This is a genomic window from Streptomyces sp. NPDC040622 (assembly GCF_055593965.1).
This window is the reverse complement of the sequence record NZ_JBVIXD010000012.1, coordinates 280,927-297,512: the sequence shown is the minus strand read 5'-3', so window position 1 is coordinate 297,512 and position 16,586 is coordinate 280,927. Positions and strand designations below refer to the sequence as shown.

Annotated in this window: 16 protein-coding genes; 5 read left to right on the top strand and 11 right to left on the bottom strand. The window is 71.4% G+C overall.

What is annotated here, in order from left to right; all coding sequences use genetic code 11:
- The first annotated feature begins 232 nt into the window (after positions 1-232).
- The 4 genes from ACZ592_RS32910 to ACZ592_RS32895 all read left to right on the top strand — a co-directional run bounded on the left by ACZ592_RS32910 (position 233) and on the right by ACZ592_RS32895 (position 4,039).
- On the top strand, positions 233-1,138 hold the full coding sequence (locus ACZ592_RS32910) for an ABC transporter ATP-binding protein (protein WP_471585331.1): 906 nt from the start codon (positions 233-235) through the stop codon (positions 1,136-1,138).
- A complete protein-coding gene (locus tag ACZ592_RS32905; protein ID WP_471585330.1) occupies positions 1,120-2,295 on the top strand; it encodes a hypothetical protein in 1,176 nt (391 codons plus the stop codon). The genes ACZ592_RS32910 and ACZ592_RS32905 overlap by 19 nt, the downstream gene beginning before the upstream one ends.
- Before the next feature lie 119 nt (positions 2,296-2,414).
- On the top strand, positions 2,415-2,819 hold the full coding sequence (locus ACZ592_RS32900) for a VOC family protein (protein WP_471585329.1): 405 nt from the start codon (positions 2,415-2,417) through the stop codon (positions 2,817-2,819).
- 71 nt (positions 2,820-2,890) lie between these two features.
- Positions 2,891-4,039 (top strand): LOG family protein, encoded by a 1,149-nt coding sequence (locus tag ACZ592_RS32895; RefSeq protein WP_471585328.1) that lies wholly within the window; start codon positions 2,891-2,893, stop codon positions 4,037-4,039.
- A 96-nt stretch (positions 4,040-4,135) separates the two neighbouring features.
- Here ACZ592_RS32895 and ACZ592_RS32890 read toward each other — a convergent pair whose 3' ends face one another.
- From ACZ592_RS32890 to rpsB, 10 genes are all read right to left on the bottom strand, one after another.
- Positions 4,136-4,927, bottom strand: a complete 792-nt coding sequence (locus ACZ592_RS32890) for a maleylpyruvate isomerase family mycothiol-dependent enzyme (RefSeq protein ID WP_471585327.1) — start codon at positions 4,925-4,927, stop codon at positions 4,136-4,138.
- A 65-nt stretch (positions 4,928-4,992) separates the two neighbouring features.
- Entirely contained in the window at positions 4,993-6,030 is a 1,038-nt protein-coding gene (locus ACZ592_RS32885; protein ID WP_471585326.1) for an ABC transporter ATP-binding protein, read from the bottom strand.
- Positions 6,030-7,718: an ABC transporter permease gene (locus tag ACZ592_RS32880; RefSeq protein WP_471585325.1), complete on the bottom strand. Its 1,689-nt coding sequence runs from the start codon at positions 7,716-7,718 to the stop codon at positions 6,030-6,032. The genes ACZ592_RS32885 and ACZ592_RS32880 overlap by 1 nt, the downstream gene beginning before the upstream one ends.
- Positions 7,694-8,779 carry a thiamine ABC transporter substrate-binding protein gene (locus ACZ592_RS32875; protein ID WP_471585324.1) on the bottom strand — a complete coding sequence of 362 codons (1,086 nt, stop codon included), beginning with the start codon at positions 8,777-8,779 and terminating at the stop codon, positions 7,694-7,696. Before ACZ592_RS32875 ends, ACZ592_RS32880 begins: the two co-directional genes overlap by 25 nt.
- Positions 8,780-9,006: 227 nt before the next feature.
- The gene (gene rlmN / locus ACZ592_RS32870; RefSeq protein WP_471585323.1) at positions 9,007-10,113 is read right to left on the bottom strand and encodes a dual-specificity RNA methyltransferase RlmN; all 1,107 of its coding nucleotides are present in this window, start codon (positions 10,111-10,113) and stop codon (positions 9,007-9,009) included.
- 100 nt (positions 10,114-10,213) lie between these two features.
- Positions 10,214-11,323, bottom strand: a complete 1,110-nt coding sequence (locus ACZ592_RS32865) for a phosphatidate cytidylyltransferase (protein WP_471585322.1) — start codon at positions 11,321-11,323, stop codon at positions 10,214-10,216.
- Positions 11,324-11,355: 32 nt separating this feature from the next.
- On the bottom strand, positions 11,356-11,913 hold the full coding sequence (gene frr, locus ACZ592_RS32860) for a ribosome recycling factor (protein ID WP_361720724.1): 558 nt from the start codon (positions 11,911-11,913) through the stop codon (positions 11,356-11,358).
- A 181-nt stretch (positions 11,914-12,094) separates the two neighbouring features.
- Positions 12,095-12,856: a UMP kinase gene (pyrH, locus tag ACZ592_RS32855; protein ID WP_471585321.1), complete on the bottom strand. Its 762-nt coding sequence runs from the start codon at positions 12,854-12,856 to the stop codon at positions 12,095-12,097.
- 185 nt (positions 12,857-13,041) lie between these two features.
- On the bottom strand, positions 13,042-13,878 hold the full coding sequence (gene tsf, locus ACZ592_RS32850; protein ID WP_471585320.1) for a translation elongation factor Ts: 837 nt from the start codon (positions 13,876-13,878) through the stop codon (positions 13,042-13,044).
- A 93-nt stretch (positions 13,879-13,971) separates the two neighbouring features.
- Positions 13,972-14,907 carry a 30S ribosomal protein S2 gene (gene rpsB / locus ACZ592_RS32845; protein WP_471585319.1) on the bottom strand — a complete coding sequence of 312 codons (936 nt, stop codon included), beginning with the start codon at positions 14,905-14,907 and terminating at the stop codon, positions 13,972-13,974.
- Positions 14,908-15,280: 373 nt separating this feature from the next.
- Here rpsB and ACZ592_RS32840 point away from each other — a divergent pair, with 373 nt between their 5' ends.
- The gene (locus ACZ592_RS32840) at positions 15,281-16,021 is read left to right on the top strand and encodes a M23 family metallopeptidase (protein ID WP_471585318.1); all 741 of its coding nucleotides are present in this window, start codon (positions 15,281-15,283) and stop codon (positions 16,019-16,021) included.
- Here ACZ592_RS32840 and ACZ592_RS32835 read toward each other — a convergent pair.
- The gene (locus ACZ592_RS32835) at positions 15,975-16,532 is read right to left on the bottom strand and encodes a TetR/AcrR family transcriptional regulator (protein ID WP_471585317.1); all 558 of its coding nucleotides are present in this window, start codon (positions 16,530-16,532) and stop codon (positions 15,975-15,977) included. The two genes, ACZ592_RS32840 and ACZ592_RS32835, sit on opposite strands and share 47 nt — an antisense overlap.
- Positions 16,533-16,586: the final 54 nt, after the last annotated feature.

Sequence of the window (16,586 nt, the reverse complement as noted above, 5' to 3'; positions counted from 1 at the left end):
CCCTCCCCCCCCCCTCCCCCCCCCCTCCCCCCCCTCCTCCCCCCCCACCCCCCCCCCCCCCCCCCCCCCCCCCCCCCCCCCCCCCCCCCCACCCACCCCCCCCCCCCCCCCCCCGGGCCGCGTCGTTTCCGGGCAGGTCCGCCCGAATCCTTAGCGTGCCCAGTGACCGATCGGCCCCGCCTTCGTTCCCCCGTACGGGGGAGTCGAGCTGATCTGAACCGAGGTGTACGCCATGGTGGCCCCGCCGGACAACGACGTGCTGTGGGCACGCGCACTGCACGTCACGCACAACGGCTCCCCCGCCCTCACCGGCGTCTCGCTCGGTGTCCGCGAGGGCGAGATCCTCGCCGTCAACGGCCCCCGCGGCAGCGGGAAGACCACACTCCTGCAGTGCCTGTCGGGCCAATTGCTCCCCCAGCAGGGCGAGGTGTGGTTCAACAGCACCCCGGTCCACACGATGGGCCCGCTCGTACGGGAACGGCTGCGCCGCGACCGCTTCGGCTGGATCGACCCCGAGCCCCAGCTCGTCCCCGAACTCACCGCCTGGGAGAACGTCGCCCTGCCGCTGATGCTGCGCGGCGCCTCCCACCGGGTCTCCAAGCCCGCCGCCCAGGAGTGGCTGGAGCGCCTCGACATCGGCATGTGCGCCCGCAAGCGCCCGCACGCCCTGCTCCAGGCCGAACGCCAGCGCGTCGCCATCGCCCGCGCCCTGGTCACCACGCCTTCGGTGCTCTTCGCCGACGAGCCCACCGCTCCCCTGCACCGCGCCGACCGCGCGCACGCGCTGCGCACGCTGACGACGGCGGCCCGCTCGCACGGCATCACGGTGGTCATCGCCACCCACGACCCCGAGGTCGCCACCCTCGCCGACCGCACGTTCACGCTGCTGGACGGCCGCCGCGTGAACACGGTGCATCTGCCGGGGGCGGAAGGATTCGCGGAGACGGCGGGTGCTGCCGGGAGCGGCGGGACCGGGGCGGCAGGCGCGGTCGGCACGGCAGGTGCGGCAGGCGCGGTCGGCACCGTCGGCGCACCAGGGGCCGTCGGGTCCGCCGGGGCCACCCGGTCCGCCGGGTCCGCCGGGTCCGGACGGTCCGCCACCACGGAAGGCCGGGCCGCGTGCTCGCTCTCCGTCTAGCCCGCGGCGCCCACCCGCTCGTCCAGCTCCGGCGCCTCCTCGTCGCCGCCGCGTCCGCCGGCACCGGCTTCCTGCTGCTGTGCACCCTGGCCCACGCGATGGAGCACCCGGGCGCGGGATCCGTGCTGCGCCTCGCCTGGTGCCTCGCGCCCATCACCGCCACCGTGTACTTCTCCGTCGCCGTGGCCCGCACCGACCCGGGCACCCGGGCACGCGGCGGGCTCTCCGCCGTGGGCCTCGGCCCCGGCCGTCTGATGCTGCTCGCCGCGATCTCCACGGCCGTGTCCTGCACGCTCGGCTCGATGGTCGCGCTGCTCTTCTTCCTGCACCTGCGCGGCGACCTCTCGGGGCTGCCGTTCGACGGGGCCGCGGCGGACCTGCTGGCCGCCGACCGGCCGTTGCCGCTCGCGGCCGCGCTCACCCTGCTCGCCCTGGTGCCGATCGCCGCGTCGGCCGCGAGCGCCGTCGTGCTGCGGCCCCGGCCCGCCAAGGGCACCGGAACAGGCACCGGCGCCGAGTCCGCCGGGGACCCGGACGCCCCGGCCTCGCCGCCGAGCGGTCTGCCCTGGGGGGTCGCGCTGCTCGCGGCGGGGCTCGCCGTCGAGATGTACGCGAGCCGCTCGCCGGGCGGCGCGCGCGGCGGCCTCCCGATGCCGGGCAGTGCAGACGGCAGCCCGGCCGGCGTCCTCGCGGGATGGGCGCTGACCGCGCTCGGCCTGGTCCTCGCGGGCCCCGGCCTCACCTACCTCTGCGGGCGGATCCTGCAGGCGGTACGGCCCGGCGCGCTGCGCCTGCTCGCCGGGCGCGTCCTGCAGGAGGAGGCGCGGCGCATCGGACGGCCGCTCGGCGTGCTGTGCGCGGTGGCGTCGGGGGCGTTCGCCTCGGTCGTGGTGTACGCGGGGCCGCGCCCCGAGGTCGGCCCGCTCACCGCGCTGGGCGCGCTGCTGGTCGCGGGGTGCGCCGTGCTGACCCTGGCCACGTCGGCCGTCGAGGCCAGGCAGTCCCGCGCGCACACGACGGACGCGCTGCTGCGCCTCGGGGCACCGGTGACGATGCTGCGCGGCTCGGCGGCGCTCCGCGCGGGCGCGCTCGCCGCCGTGTTCGGGCCGCTGACCTGGGTCGTGGCCGAGCTGGCGGCGCTTCCCCTGGGGCAGTGAAGCCCGCGGCGTCGCGTCGGGAAACTCGCGGAAGAAAAGTTCACGGCAGACGATGAGTTCCGAGTCGAACGGGTGTCTACCCCTGCGAAAGGCACCCGCACCCACTGGGAGAGACGCTCATGTACCAGCAGATGATCTTCGTGAACCTGGCCGTGTCCGACGTCGCCGCGTCCAGAAAGTTCTTCACCGAACTCGGCTACTCGATCAACCCGCAGTTCTCCACCGACGAATGCGCGTGCGTCGTCATCAGCGACACCATCATCGCCATGATGCTGAGCAAGGAGCACTACGCGAACTTCACGCAGAAGGAGATCGCCGACGCGACCAAGGTCAGCGAGACCCTGGTCTGTCTGAGCGCCGAGAGCCGCGAGAAGGTCGACGAGCTCGTCGACGCGGCGGTGGCCGCGGGCGGCACCGCAGGCGAGGTCCAGGACTACGGCACGATGTACGGCCGCGCCTTCGACGACCTGGACGGCCACACCTGGGAGATCATGTGGATGGACCCCTCGGAGGTCCAGGGCTGAGCGAGGTCCAGGGCCGAGTGCGGTCCAGGGCCGAGCGGGTCCCGGTGAGTGCCCCTGCTTAGCATGGGCGGATGCAGCCGACCCCCGAAAGCGCGTCCGCCCGGCAACTCCCCGGCGAGGACCGAGAGATCGAGACCCTCGCCGAGTTCGACGAAGTCTGCGGACGCGACGGCCTCGCCGGCTTCCGCGTCCAGGCCGTCGACCTGACGGAGCGCTCCGCCGCGCTCCTCGCGGCCGACGTCGCGGGCGCCGTCTTCCTCGGCTGCCCGATGCGGGAGGAGGCGGCGGCGAAGGTGCGCGCCGGCGGCGCGCTGGTGTTCCCGCCGGTCCCCGGCCTCCCGTTCAATCCGTACCGCGGTCTGCTGTACTCCCCCGACGACCTGTTCGCCGGCCTCACCGACGGCGGGTACGAGGCGACGCCGGACGCCCACGCGTACGCCTGGTTCCAGCGGACCAAGTCCGACGGCGACGTCTTCTCCTCGATGGTGCGCGCCATCCACGACGACTCCATCTCCGACGCCCTCGACGAACGCCTGGTCGGGGCGCGGGTGGTGGGCGTGATGGGCGGCCACGCGATGGCCCGCGGCACGGATGCCTACGCGGGGGCGGCCCGGCTCGGCCGCTCGCTGGCACGGGAGGGCTTCACGGTCGCGACGGGCGGCGGTCCCGGCGCGATGGAGGCGGCGAACCTCGGCGCCTACGCCACCCCCTTCGGCGACGCGATGCTGGAGGAGGCCCTCGAACTCCTCGCCAAGTCCCCCTCGTTCACGCCGTCCGTCTCGGAGTGGGCACGGGCGGCCTTCGCGGTCCGCGAGCGCTGGCCCGGGGGCGGCGCGTCGGTGGGCATCCCCACCTGGTTCTACGGACACGAGCCGCCGAACGCCTTCGCCTCCGACCTGGCCAAGTACTTCGCCAACGCCACTCGCGAGGACGGCCTGCTCGCCCGCTCGAACGCGGGGGTCGTCTTCCTGCCCGGCGCGGCCGGCACGGTCCAGGAGGTCTTCGACAACGCCACCCCCAACTACTACGAGTCCCGCGGGGAGCCCACCCCGATGGTCCTGGTCGACCGCGCCCACTGGACGGAGCACCTGCCGGTGTGGCCGCTGCTCCGGTCACTGGCCCGCGGCAGGTCGATGGAGTCGCGGATCGCGCTGGTGGACCGGGTGGAGGAGGCGCCGGAGGCCCTGCGGAGGATGGGCACGGGGGCGCGCGAGAGCTGAGGGCCCAGAGCCGGTGGGGTGCGAGCCGTCGGGCCGCGGCCGGTGCGAGCCGTCGGGCCGCGGTCAGGCTCTGTCCGGCCCTTCAGGCCATCCGCCTCACCCGAAGGAAGCCCGCTCCAGCCAGAAGTCCAGCAGCTCCCGCTCCCCCAGGACCTCCACCGCGCCGCCGTCCGGCGACCGGCGCCGGTAGAAGGCCAGCAGCACCTCCGTGAGGGGGCCGCGCAGCGCCACTGTCGCCTTCGCGTGGCCGCGCCGCCAGGTGAAGCCGTCGTCGCCGAACTCGATGAGCCACTCGGCGTCGAGGCCGTCCGGCGCGTCGGTCGCGTGCAGGTGGATGCTGCGCCCGGCGCCCTTGAGCTCCGAGGCGCTGTCCTGCGGTGACGTGCGCTGGGCGAGCGAGACGAGGTCCAGCCATTCGTCGATCGCGTCGGCGGCGACGTCCGGCTCCACCTCGTAGGCGACACCGGCCGCGATGGCCGCGTCCGCACGGTGGATCGCCAGCTCGTGCGTCATGCGGCGCGCCCAGAACCCGGCGCGGTGGTCGTCGGTCCACGACCAGACGGGGGCGTCGGCGCCGGCGGCGCGGAACGTCCGCGCGCCGAGCTCGGCGGTCCGCGCCAGCCACGCGTCGAGGGCGGCCGGGTCGTCGCCATCGGGCCCCTCACACTCCGGGACGTCCTCCTCCGGAATGTCCTTCTCGGCACGGGTCGCGACGAGGCGTTCGCTCCAGCGCACGGCGCCGCCCGTGTGCCGTACCAGCTCGGCGAGCGTCCAGTCGGGGCAGGTCGGCACGGTGGCCGAGAGGTCCGCCCCGGTCAGCGTGGCCCTCAAGAGGTCGATCTGCCGGGCGACTTCGCCGCAGTACCGTTCGTGGCCGAGTCTCGTCATGATCGAATAGTAGGTCGACCCCAGGAGGACGGCACCCGGGTTTCCGCCGACGGTCCCCGCGCCGGTCAGCCGCCCCGTCCGAGGACCACGACGTCCCCCGCGTCGAACGCGACGCCCACCGTCTCCCCGACCTCCGGCGCCGCCCGCAGCGCGCACGCCGCCTCCAGACGCGGCCCTTCCTTCGGCTGCAGACGTACGGCGACGTGGGTACCGCGGAAGGTGCGCGCGGTCACCTCGCACGCGAGCCCCTCGTCGACCGGCACCAGCCGCACGCCCGCCGGCCGCACCAGGATCTTCCGCCGCCCGGCCGGGGCGCCCTCGGGGACGGGGATCTTGCCCCACACCGTGTCGGCGGCCTCGCCCACGACGCTCGCCTCGACGACGTTGTCGAAGCCGAGGAAGCGCGCCACGAACTCGTCCACCGGGTGCTGCCACACCTCAAGAGGCGTGCCGGACTGCGCGATCCGCCCGTCGCGCATGACGACGACCCGGTCGGCGAGCGCGAACGCCTCGCCCTGGTCGTGCGTGACGGCGAGCACCGTCGTGCCCAACTCGTCGAAGAGCTCGCGCAGTTCGACGACCAGGCGCTCCCGGAGCGAGCGGTCGAGCTGGCCCAGCGGCTCGTCGAGCATCAGGAGCCGGGGGCGCGGCGCGAGCGCCCGCGCCAGCGCCACCCGCTGCTGCTCGCCGCCGGACAGCGCGGCCACCGCGCGCCGCTGCGCCTTCGGCAGACCGACGAGATCAAGCAACTCCGCGACGCGGTCGGCCTGTTCGCCCCGCGAGGCGCCGTGCATGCGCAGCCCGAAGGCGACGTTGCCCGCCACGTCGCGCTGCGGGAAGAGCTGGTGGTCCTGGAACATCAGGCCGACGCCCCGCTTGTGCGCGGGCACCCCGCGCTGGTCGCGCCCGTCCAGCAGGACCTGTCCCTCGTCGAGCGCCTGCAGTCCGGCCACCGCACGCAGCAGCGTCGACTTCCCGCTGCCGCTCGGCCCGAGCACGCAGACGATCTCGTGCTCGGCGACATCGAGGGCGACGGCGTCGAGCACGGCCCGCGCCCCGAAACGTACCGTCGCCTCCCGCAGGGCGAGCAAGGCGGCCGCCATCAGAACTCTCCCGTGGTGCGCTCGGTCCGAATGCGTTCCAGGAGCAGCAGGGACACCGCGCACACCACCATGAGGATCGTCGAAAGGGCCATCGCCTGGCCGTAGTTGAGGTCACCGGCGCGGCCGAGCAGCCGTGCCACGGCGACCGGCAGCGTCGGGTTGTCGGGCCGCGCGATGAAGACGGTCGCCCCGAACTCGCCGAGCGAGACGGCGAAGGCGAACCCGGCGGCGATCAGCAGCGCCCGCCGCACCATCGGCAGGTCGACCTCCCGCCACGCCCGCAGCGGTGACGCCCCGAGCACCGCCGCCGCCTCGCGCAGCCGTCCGTCCACCGCGCGCAGGACGGGCAGCATGGTGCGTACGACGAAGGGGACTCCGACCAGGGCCTGCGCGAGCGGCACCAGGAGCCAGGTGGCCCGCAGGTCCAGCGGCGGCTTGTCCAACGTGATCAGGAAACCGAAGCCCACGGTCACCGCGGAGACTCCGAGCGGCAGCATGAGCAGCGCGTCGAAGCCGCGCACGAGCCGGCCCGCGCGCCGGGTGAGGGCGGCCGCGGCGAGCCCGCCGATGACGACCGCGATGGCGGTGGCCACGACCGCGTACCGCAGGGAGTTCCAGACGGCCTCGATCGGCGGTACGAGGAACGCGCCGCCGTCCGCCGAGGTCAGCTCCTTGTAGTAGAGCAGCCCGAAGCCGTCGGGCCCGTCGAAGGACCGCTGGACGAGCACGCCGAGCGGCAGCAGGATCAGCAGGGCGATCGTCGCCAGGACGAGGCCGAGGAGCGTCCACTGCCCCGCGCCCCGCGGGCGGCGCGCCACGGCCGCGGCGTCGACGAGCTTCAACGCGCTCTCCCGGCGCCTCGCCGTCCACGCGTGGACGGCGAGGATCAGCCCCACCGCCACGAACTGCACGATCGTCAGGACCGCCGCCGTCGGCAGGTCGAGCAGTTGTGCGGTCTGCCGGTAGATCTCCACTTCGAGGGTCGAGTACGCCGGTCCGCCGAGGATCTGCACGACGCCGAAGGAGGTGAAGGTGAAGAGGAAAACCATCAGCGCGGCGGCGGCGACGGCGGGCCCGAGCGCGGGCAGCGTGATCGTGCGCCAGGCCGTCCAGCGCGAGGCGCCGAGCATCCGCGCCGCCTCCTCCTGGCGCGGGTCGAGCTGTGACCAGAGCCCGCCGACCGTGCGGACGACGACCGCGTAGTTGAAGAAGACGTGCGCGAGCAGGATGGCCCACACCGTGGTGTCCAGGCGCACACCCCACAGCTCGTCGAAGAGCCCGCCCCGCCCGATCAGCGCGAGGAAGGCCGTTCCGACGACGACCGTCGGCAGCACGAACGGCACGGTGACGACGGCCCGCAGCACCCGCTTGCCCGGGAATTCGAAGCGCGCGAAGACGTACGCGCCGGGGAGCGCGACCGCCAGGGTGAGCGCGGTCGACGCGAGCGCCTGCCAGGTGGTGAACCACAGCACGTGCCGGATGTCGGACTGCCCGAGCACGTCCGTGATCCGCCCGAACTGCCAGACGCCGTCGACGCGCAGCCCGCGCGCGACGATGGACGCCACCGGGTAGGCGAAGAAGAGCGCGAAGAACGCGACGGGCACGGCCATCAGACCGAGCCGCGCCGCGCTCCCCCGGCTGAACCCCTTGCGAGGGGTGGCCCCTACTTCAGTACGAGCGAGGTCCACGACTTGATCCACGGCTCGCGGTTGTCGGCGATCTTCTTCGGGTCCATCGTCTCGGGCTTGTCGACCGTCACGCCGTGCTCGGTGAAGAGCTCGGGCAGCTTCGCGCCGTCCCGCACCGGGTTCACGAACATGTTGAGCGGCATGTCCTCCTGGAACTGCTTGCCCGCGAGGAAGTCCAGGAGCGCCTTGCCGCCCTTGGTGTTCCGGGCGTTGCCGAGCAGGCCCGCGTACTCGACCTGGCGGAAGCAGGTGCCGGTGGCGACGCCGGTCGGCGCCTGCTTGGGCTGTGGCTTGGCGTAGAGGACCTCGACGGGCGGCGAGGAGGCGTACGAGACGACGAGGGGCCGATCGCCCTTGGCCTTCTTGCCGCCGGACGACCCGGAGAACTCCTCGTTGTAGGCCTGCTCCCAGCCGTCGACGACCTTCACGCCGTTGGCCTTGAGCTTCTTCCAGTAGCCCTGCCAGCCCCCGTCGCCGTACCGCGCGGCGGTGCCGAGCAGGAAGCCGAGACCGGGCGAGGAGGTCGAGGCGTTCTCCGTGACCAGCAGGTTCTTGTACGCGGGCTTGGCCAGGTCGTCGAAGGACTTCGGCGGCGCGAGCTTCTTGTCGGCGAAGTACTTCTTGTCGTAGTTGACGCAGATGTCACCGCTGTCGACGGGGGTGACCCGGTGCTTGTCCCCGTCGGCCCGGAACTCCGGCTTGATCTTCTCCGCGCCCTTGGCCTCGTACGGCTGGAAGAGCCCGTTGTCGAGCGCGCGCGAGAGGAGGGTGTTGTCGACGCCGAAGAAGACGTCGCCCTGCGGGTTGTCCTTGGACAGGATGGCCTTGTTCACGGCGGCGCCCGCGTCCCCGTCCTTGAGGACCTTGACCCGGTAGCCGGAGCGCTTCTCGAAGTCCTTCAGCACGTCCTTGGAGACGTTGAAGGAGTCGTGGCTGACGAGCGTCACGCTCTTGGAGTCCGACCCGCCGGAACCGCCGTCGGAGCCGCCGCACGCGGAGACGGCGACGAGCCCGATCCCCACCGCCAGGGCGGTGAACGAGGCCTTCTTCGTGGTGCTCACTGGTTTTCCTCCTGGGTCACCAGGAAGAGACGCGGCCCTGCCCGCCGGCCGAAGGGCCGGCGGGCAGGGCGCAACAGCTTGAGTAATGACCGAACTTCCTACCCAGAATGACCTGGGCAAGGTTCAGAGGGTCTGCGGCCCACCTGTCCAAGGTGCCGCACTCTCAGCGCTGTGGCGCTCCCCTGTCGGAATATGCAGATGTGTGTACGAGGCTTACGCCCGCCAGACTACCGCTCGGCCGCGGCGAGCTGGCCGCACGCTCCGTCGATCTCCTGGCCCCGGGTGTCCCGGATCGTCACCGGCACACCGTGGGCGGCGATGGCCTCCACGAACGCCTTCTCGTCCTCGGGCCGCGAGGCCGTCCACTTCGAGCCCGGCGTCGGGTTCAGCGGAATCAGGTTCACGTGCACCGGCTTGCCCTTGAGCAGCCGGCCGAGACGGTCACCACGCCACGCCTGGTCATTGATGTCGCGGATCAGCGCGTACTCGATGGAGAGCCGGCGCCCCGACTTGGCCGCGTACTCCCACCCGGCGTCGAGCACCTCACGCACCTTCCAGCGCGTGTTCACCGGGACGAGCGTGTCGCGCAGCTCGTCGTCCGGCGCGTGCAGCGAGATGGCGAGACGACATTTGAAGCCCTCGTCCGAGAAGCGGTGGATGGCGGGCACGAGCCCCACCGTCGACACCGTGATCCCGCGCTGCGAGAGCCCGAGGCCGTCCGGCTCCGGGTCGGTGAGCCGGCGGATCGCACCGGTCACCCGCTTGTAATTGGCCAGCGGCTCGCCCATGCCCATGAAGACGATGTTGGACAGTCGCGCCGGGCCGCCCGGAATCTCGCCGTCGCGGAGCGCCCGCATGCCGTCGACGATCTGGTGCACGATCTCGCCGGTCGACAGGTTCCGGTCCAGGCCCGCCTGGCCCGTGGCACAGAACGGGCAGTTCATGCCGCAGCCCGCCTGGGAGCTGATGCACATGGTGACCCGGTCCGGATACCGCATCAGCACGGACTCCACGAGCGTCCCGTCGAAGAGGCGCCAGAGCGTCTTGCGGGTCGTGTCGTCGTCACAGCTGATGTGCCGCACCACGGACATCAGATCGGGCAGCAGCGCCTCACGGAGCTTGTCGCGCGCGCCGGCGGGGATGTCGGTCCACTCGGCCGGGTCGTGCGCGTACCGCGCGAAGTAGTGCTGTGAAAGCTGCTTGGCGCGGAACGGCTTCTCGCCGATGGCGGCGACGGCTTCCTTGCGCTCGGCGGGCGTGAGGTCGGCGAGATGCCGCGGCGGCTTCTTGACACCACGGGGCGCGACGAAAGTGAGTTCTCCGGGTACAGGCATGGTCCTTCCAGTGTCGCAGACATACGACAAGGGGCTCGCCGCCCTGTGGACAACGAACCCCTCACGCACATCTACGCAGGTCAGCGGCTTGCCGAGGCAATCAGCCGGACCCCACGAACACGACGAGCAGGAGCCAGACCACCGGCGCCGTCGGCAGCAGGGAGTCCAGGCGGTCCATGATGCCGCCGTGGCCCGGCAGCAGCGTGCCCATGTCCTTGATGCCGAGGTCCCGCTTGATCATCGACTCGCCGAGGTCGCCCAGCGTGGCGCTCGCGGCGACCGCGAGGCCGATCAGCAGCCCCTGCCACCACGTCCCGTCGTCGATCAGGAACTCCATGCACAGCGCGCCCGCCGCCATCGCGAAGGTGACCGCGCCGACCAGGCCCTCGCGGGTCTTGCCGGGGCTGATGCGCGGCGCCAGCTTGTGCTTGCCGAAGCGCCAGCCGATCGCGTACGCGCCCGTGTCGCTGACCACGGTCAGGAGGAGGAACGTGAGCACCCGCTGCGGACCGTCGTCCGCAGTGAGCATCAGCGCGACGAACGTCGCGAGGAAAGGAACGTAGAAGGCGGCGAAGACCCCCGCCGTGACGTCCTTCAGATAGCCCTCCGGCGGCTCGGTCATGCGCCAGACGAGGACCGCGAGCGCGGTGAGGGCCATCGCGACCCACGCCCCCTCGGCCCCTCGGACGTATCCGGCGACGACCATCGCCGCGCCGCCCACCGCGAGCGGTACGAGCGGCGCCTTGATGCCCTTGCGCTCCTCGAGCCGCGAGGTGAGCTCCCAGAGGCCGACCACGACGGCGACCGCTATGACGCCGATGAAGACGGCCTTCACGATGAACAGCGACGCGATGATCACCGCGCCGAGTCCCACCCCGACTCCTATGGCCGCCCCGAGATCGCGGCCCGCGCTCTTCTTCTGCGGTGCTGCCGGGGCGGGCTGCGGCTGTGGTGCGCTGGGCATGGGCTCCTGCGGAGGCTCGTCACGGAACAGGGGGCCGCCCGTCCGAGTGCCCCCCCGGTCGCCGTCCTGGTCTCCGCCGTTCACGGGTACGTCGGGCACGATGGGCATGGGCTGCGTCTCAGACGGAAACAGCGCGTCCTGCGCATCGTACGCGGGACCTGCCGGGGGCGCCCCCTGACCAGGTCCCTGGTCGGGCGGCCCCCAATACCCGGCTCTGGGCGGCGCCCCCCAGGAAGAGTCGTTCACGGATCGGTTCCCTGATTCCTCGGACTCGAGACTCAGACTTCGAGCAGCTCGGCTTCCTTGTGCTTGAGCAGCTCGTCCACCTGGGCGACGTACTTCGCGGTGGTGTCGTCGAGCTCCTTCTCGCCGCGACGGCCCTCGTCCTCACCGATGTCGCCGTCCTTGATCGCCTTGTCGAGGGCCTCCTTGGCCTTGCGGCGGATCGAACGGATCGAGATCTTGGAGTCCTCGGCCTTGGTCTTGGCGACCTTGATGTACTCCTTGCGGCGGTCCTGCGTCAGCTCGGGGAAGGTCACCCGGATGATGTTGCCGTCGTTGCTCGGGTTGACGCCGAGGTCGGAGTCGCGGATCGCCTGTTCGATGTTGCGCAGCGCGCTCTTGTCGAACGGGGTCACCACGGCCATCCGGGGCTCGGGCACCGAGAACGAGGCCAACTGGTTGATCGGCGTCAGCGCGCCGTAGTAGTCGGCCACGATCTTGTTGAACATCGCCGGGTGCGCACGGCCGGTGCGGATCGCGGCGAAGTCCTCCTTGGCGACCACGACGGCCTTCTCCATCTTCTCCTCGGCCTCGAGGAGGGTCTCTTCGATCACCACTTGCTCCTGCGTGTCTTGAGTGGGCCCGGCATGGCACGGGGGCGGCCGGCTGCGTCGCGTCTCTTTCCTGCACGGTGTCCGACCGGCAGGGCTTTGTCCATCCCTCTCAAGTGACGTCTCGCGTCCGTCCCTTGAGTCTGGTCCGGGTCCCTGACGGGTCCGGACCAGGTAGCTGGGATCAGGTCCGGCTTCCCTGGTCGCCGACGAGTGTGCCGATCTTCTCACCCTTGACGGCCCGGGCGATATTGCCGGCGGAGAGCAGCTCGAAGACGAGGATGGGCAGCTTGTTGTCCCGGCACAGCGTGATCGCGGTCATGTCCGCGACCTTCAGGTCCTGGGTGATGACCTCGCCGTAGCCGAGGGCGTCGTACTTCACCGCGTCGGGGTTGGTCCTGGGGTCGGAGTCGTAGACGCCGTCCACGCCGTTCTTGCCCATCAGCAGGGCCTCGGCGTCGATCTCCAGGGCGCGCTGCGCGGCGGTGGTGTCGGTGGAGAAGTACGGCATGCCCATGCCGGCGCCGAAGATGACCACACGGCCCTTCTCCAGGTGGCGCACGGCGCGCAGCGGGATGTACGGCTCCGCGACCTGGCCCATGGTGATGGCGGTCTGGACGCGGCAGTCGATGCCCTCCTTCTCCAGGAAGTCCTGGAGGGCGAGGCAGTTCATGACCGTGCCGAGCATGCCCATGTAGTCGGAGCGGGCCCGGTCCATGCCGCGCTGCTGGAGCTCGGCGCCGCGGAAGAAGTTCCCGCCGCCGATGACGATGGCGATCTGGGCGCCGTCACGGACGACGGCCGCGATCTCACGGGCGATGGCGTGCACCACGTCGGGGTCGACACCGAGGCCGCCCCCACCGGCGAACGCTTCGCCGGAGAGCTTCAGCAAGAAGCGTCCGGCAACTTTGTCGTCGTCACTCTTCGAGTCGGCCTGGGTGGTCATGTGGTTCTCGCTTCTCTTACTTGGCACACATGCGAAGAAGGCCACTGCCGGTGGGGTGTCGTTCGCATCCCATGCTCGGCAGTGGCCTCCTCGTCAGATCCTGCGGTCGTACGTCGCGCACGAGGGCCGTGCGCGGGCGACCGCTGTCGACCCTAGCGGGGTCTACCGTCGATCGCGGTACGGACTCAGATGCCGACCTTGATGCGCGCGAAGCGCTTCAGGGTGACACCGGCCTCGGCGAGAACCTTCTCGACCGACTTCTTGTTGTCCAGCGCGTACGGCTGACCGAGGAGGGTGGCCTCCTTGAAGAAGCCGTTGACACGACCCTCGACGATCTTCGGCAGCGCGGCCTCGGGCTTGCCCTCGGCGCGGGTGGTCTCCTCGGCGACGCGGCGCTCGGACTCGACGACCTCGGCCGGCACGTCCTCCTTGGAGAGGTACTTCGGCGCGAAGGCGGCGATGTGCTGCGCGACACCCTTGGCGAGGTCGGCGTCGGCCTTGTCCAGCTCGACGAGGACACCGATCTGCGGGGGCAGGTCGGGCATCGTGCGGTGCATGTACGCGGTGACGTAGGCGCCGGAGAACTGCGCGAAGCGGTCCAGGACGATCTTCTCGCCCAGGTTGGCGTTGGCCTCGTCGACGTACGCCTGGACCGTCTTGCCGGCCTCGATCTCGGACGCGAGCAGCGCGTCGAGGTCGGCCGGGGAGGTCTTGGCGACGTGGGCGGCGAGGTTGTTCGCCACGGCCTGGAACTTCTCGCCCTTGGCGACGAAGTCCGTCTCGCACTTCAGCTCGACGATGACACCGGAGGTGTTGTCGTCGGCGATGAGGGAGACCACGGCACCGTTCTCGGCGGAACGGCCCTCGCGCTTGGCGACGCCCTTCTGGCCCTTGATGCGGAGCGCCTCGACGGCCTTGTCGACGTTGCCCTCGGCCTCGTCGAGCGCCTTCTTGCAGTCCATCATGCCGGCGCCCGTGAGCTCACGGAGCTTCTTGACGTCAGCGGCGGTGTAGTTCGCCATGATCCTGAAATTCTCTCTCGAAGGTCTGAAAGATCTACGGGTGAACGGCGGGGGCCTGTAGGCCCCCGCCGTCGACTACCGAACCTGTGAAGGTCAGGCCTGCTCGGCGTCCGCGGCCGGGGCCTCGACCTCGGCGGCCGCGGCGGGAGCCTCGGCCTCCTCGGCGTCGGCGGCCTTCTCCGTCTCGGCGGACTTCTGAACCTCGGCCTCGTCGGCCTTCGGCTCGTCGGCCTTGGGCTCGTCAGCCTTCTTCTCGCCCTCGAGCAGGTCACGCTCCCACTCGGCCAGCGGCTCGCCCTGGGCCTTCTCGCCCGGCTTCGAGTCGCCGGTGGCCACGCCGGAACGGGCGATGAGGCCCTCGGCGACGGCGTCGGCGATCACGCGGGTGAGCAGGGTGACGGAGCGGATCGCGTCGTCGTTGCCCGGGATCTTGTAGTCGACCTCGTCGGGGTCGCAGTTGGTGTCGAGGATGGCGACGACCGGGATGTTGAGCTTCCGGGCCTCACCGACCGCGATGTGCTCCTTCTTGGTGTCCACGATCCAGACGGCGCTGGGCACCTTGGACATCTCGCGGATACCACCGAGGGTCTTCTCCAGCTTGGCCTTCTCGCGCGAGAGCACGAGAAGCTCCTTCTTGGTGAGACCGGACGCGGCGACGTCCTCGAAGTCGATCTGCTCGAGCTCCTTGAGGCGCTGCAGACGCTTGTAGACGGTCGAGAAGTTGGTGAGCATGCCGCCCAGCCAGCGCTGGTTCACGTAGGGCATGCCGACGCGGGTGGCCTGCTCCGCGATGGCCTCCTGCGCCTGCTTCTTCGTGCCGACGAACATGACCGTGCCGCCGTGGGCAACGGTCTCCTTGACGAACTCGTAGGCGCGGTCGATGTACGACAGCGACTGGAGCAGGTCGATGATGTAGATGCCGTTGCGCTCCGTGAAGATGAAGCGCTTCATCTTCGGGTTCCAACGACGGGTCTGGTGACCGAAGTGGACGCCGCTCTCCAGCAGCTCCCGCATCGTGACGACGGCCATGGCCGTTCTCCTTGAGAATCTCGGTTGTGCCGCGTGTGCCGGACGGCACTCGCGCCTGACGCCCGCTGTGCGCCTTGCCCACGAGGGACCGAGTGGCGCCGACACCGGCTGTTTCATGGCCTGGTGCCGGGGCGTGCGAAGTCGACCCGGTGACCCGGATCGCCACAAGAAGTGTACGGGACCCGCGGGGCAGCGGGTGACGCCGCCATCGCTGACCCAGGTGGCGGCCCTGCCCGGGTCCGGGGCATGCGGCGCCCCGCCTCAGGGATGACCCCGGCCACGAACGGGTGACGCCGTTGTCCACAGTCGGCCGGTCGTCCACAGATCCGGTCCATGATCCCCGCGGATCGGCCCGGCGCGGGACCGTTCTCACATGCGCCTGGACCTGCTGCTGCCCACGCTGGCAGCCCTGCTCGCGACCGCCCTGTCACCGACTGCCCAGCCTCCGACAGTCCAGCCCCCGACAGCTCTGTCGCCGACTGCCGCCCCACGGTCGGCCACTCCGTCCGCCACCGCCTGGCCGGTGGGCACCCGCCCTCAGGTCGTACGCGCCTGGCTCCCGCCGTCGACCCCGTACGGCGCGGGCCACCGGGGCGTGGACCTCTCGGCCCCACCGGGCAGCGTGGTGCGGGCGATGGCTCCGGGCCGGGTCGCCTTCGCGGGCCGTGTGGCGGGCCGGGGCGTGGTCGTGGTGGAGCTGGACGGCACGGGAGATCCCCCGCTGCGCACGACGTACGAGCCGGTGCGGGCATCGCTGAAGAAGGGCGACAAGGTCGGTGCGCGCGACGCGGTGGGCACGCTGGAGTTCCCGACAGGCCACTGCCCGCGGAGCTGCCTGCACTGGGGCCTGCTCAGGGCCAAGACCTACCTGGATCCGCTCACCCTGCTGCCCCCGTGGCTCCTGCACCCGGGCCCGTCCCGCCTGCTACCGATGACCACCGACGCGACCGTGCCCACGGATACCGCTGACACCACGGCCACCACAGGCATCACCGACGCCATCGGCACCACGGGCACAGACACCACGGAGGCACTCGGCAACACTGGAACGGCCGACAGGCAGGACCTCAGCCCCGTACGCCCCGCAGGGCCATGGCCACAGCCGCCTCGGTGATGGCGGTGGGATCCTCGGCGGCACCCAGCTCGATCCGGCGCACCGCGGCGTCCACGATTCCCTGGAGCAGCATGGCCGCCATCCGGGGCTGCTCGTGGCCAAGGACCTGCAGCGCCTCGACGATCATCGCGATGAGTCCGCCGTGCGCCGCGCGGATCTTCTCCCGCGCCCCGGCGTCGAGCTCGCTCGCGGAGATGGCGACCACGGCCCGGTGCCGCCGGTCCCCCACCAGAGCGAGCTGCTGGCGCACGTAGGCCTCAACCTTGTCCTCGGCTGATTCCATGCCTTCCATCGCCGCCGACACTTCCGCAGCCCAGACGGGAAAGTCGACCTCGCACAGCTCTTCCACCACGGCGGCCCGCGACCGGAAGTACTCGTACACGGAGGACCGGGCGAGCCCGGTGCGCTCGGCGAGGGCGGGGAAGGTCAACGCCTCCGTACCGCCTTCGGACAGCAGGGACCGCGCGGCGTCCAGCAGGGCGCCGCGCTGCATCGACCGGTGCTCGGCCACTGAGGCCGCTCGAATCCTTGGCACAGCTCCACTTTACGGACGGGACGCCGAGCG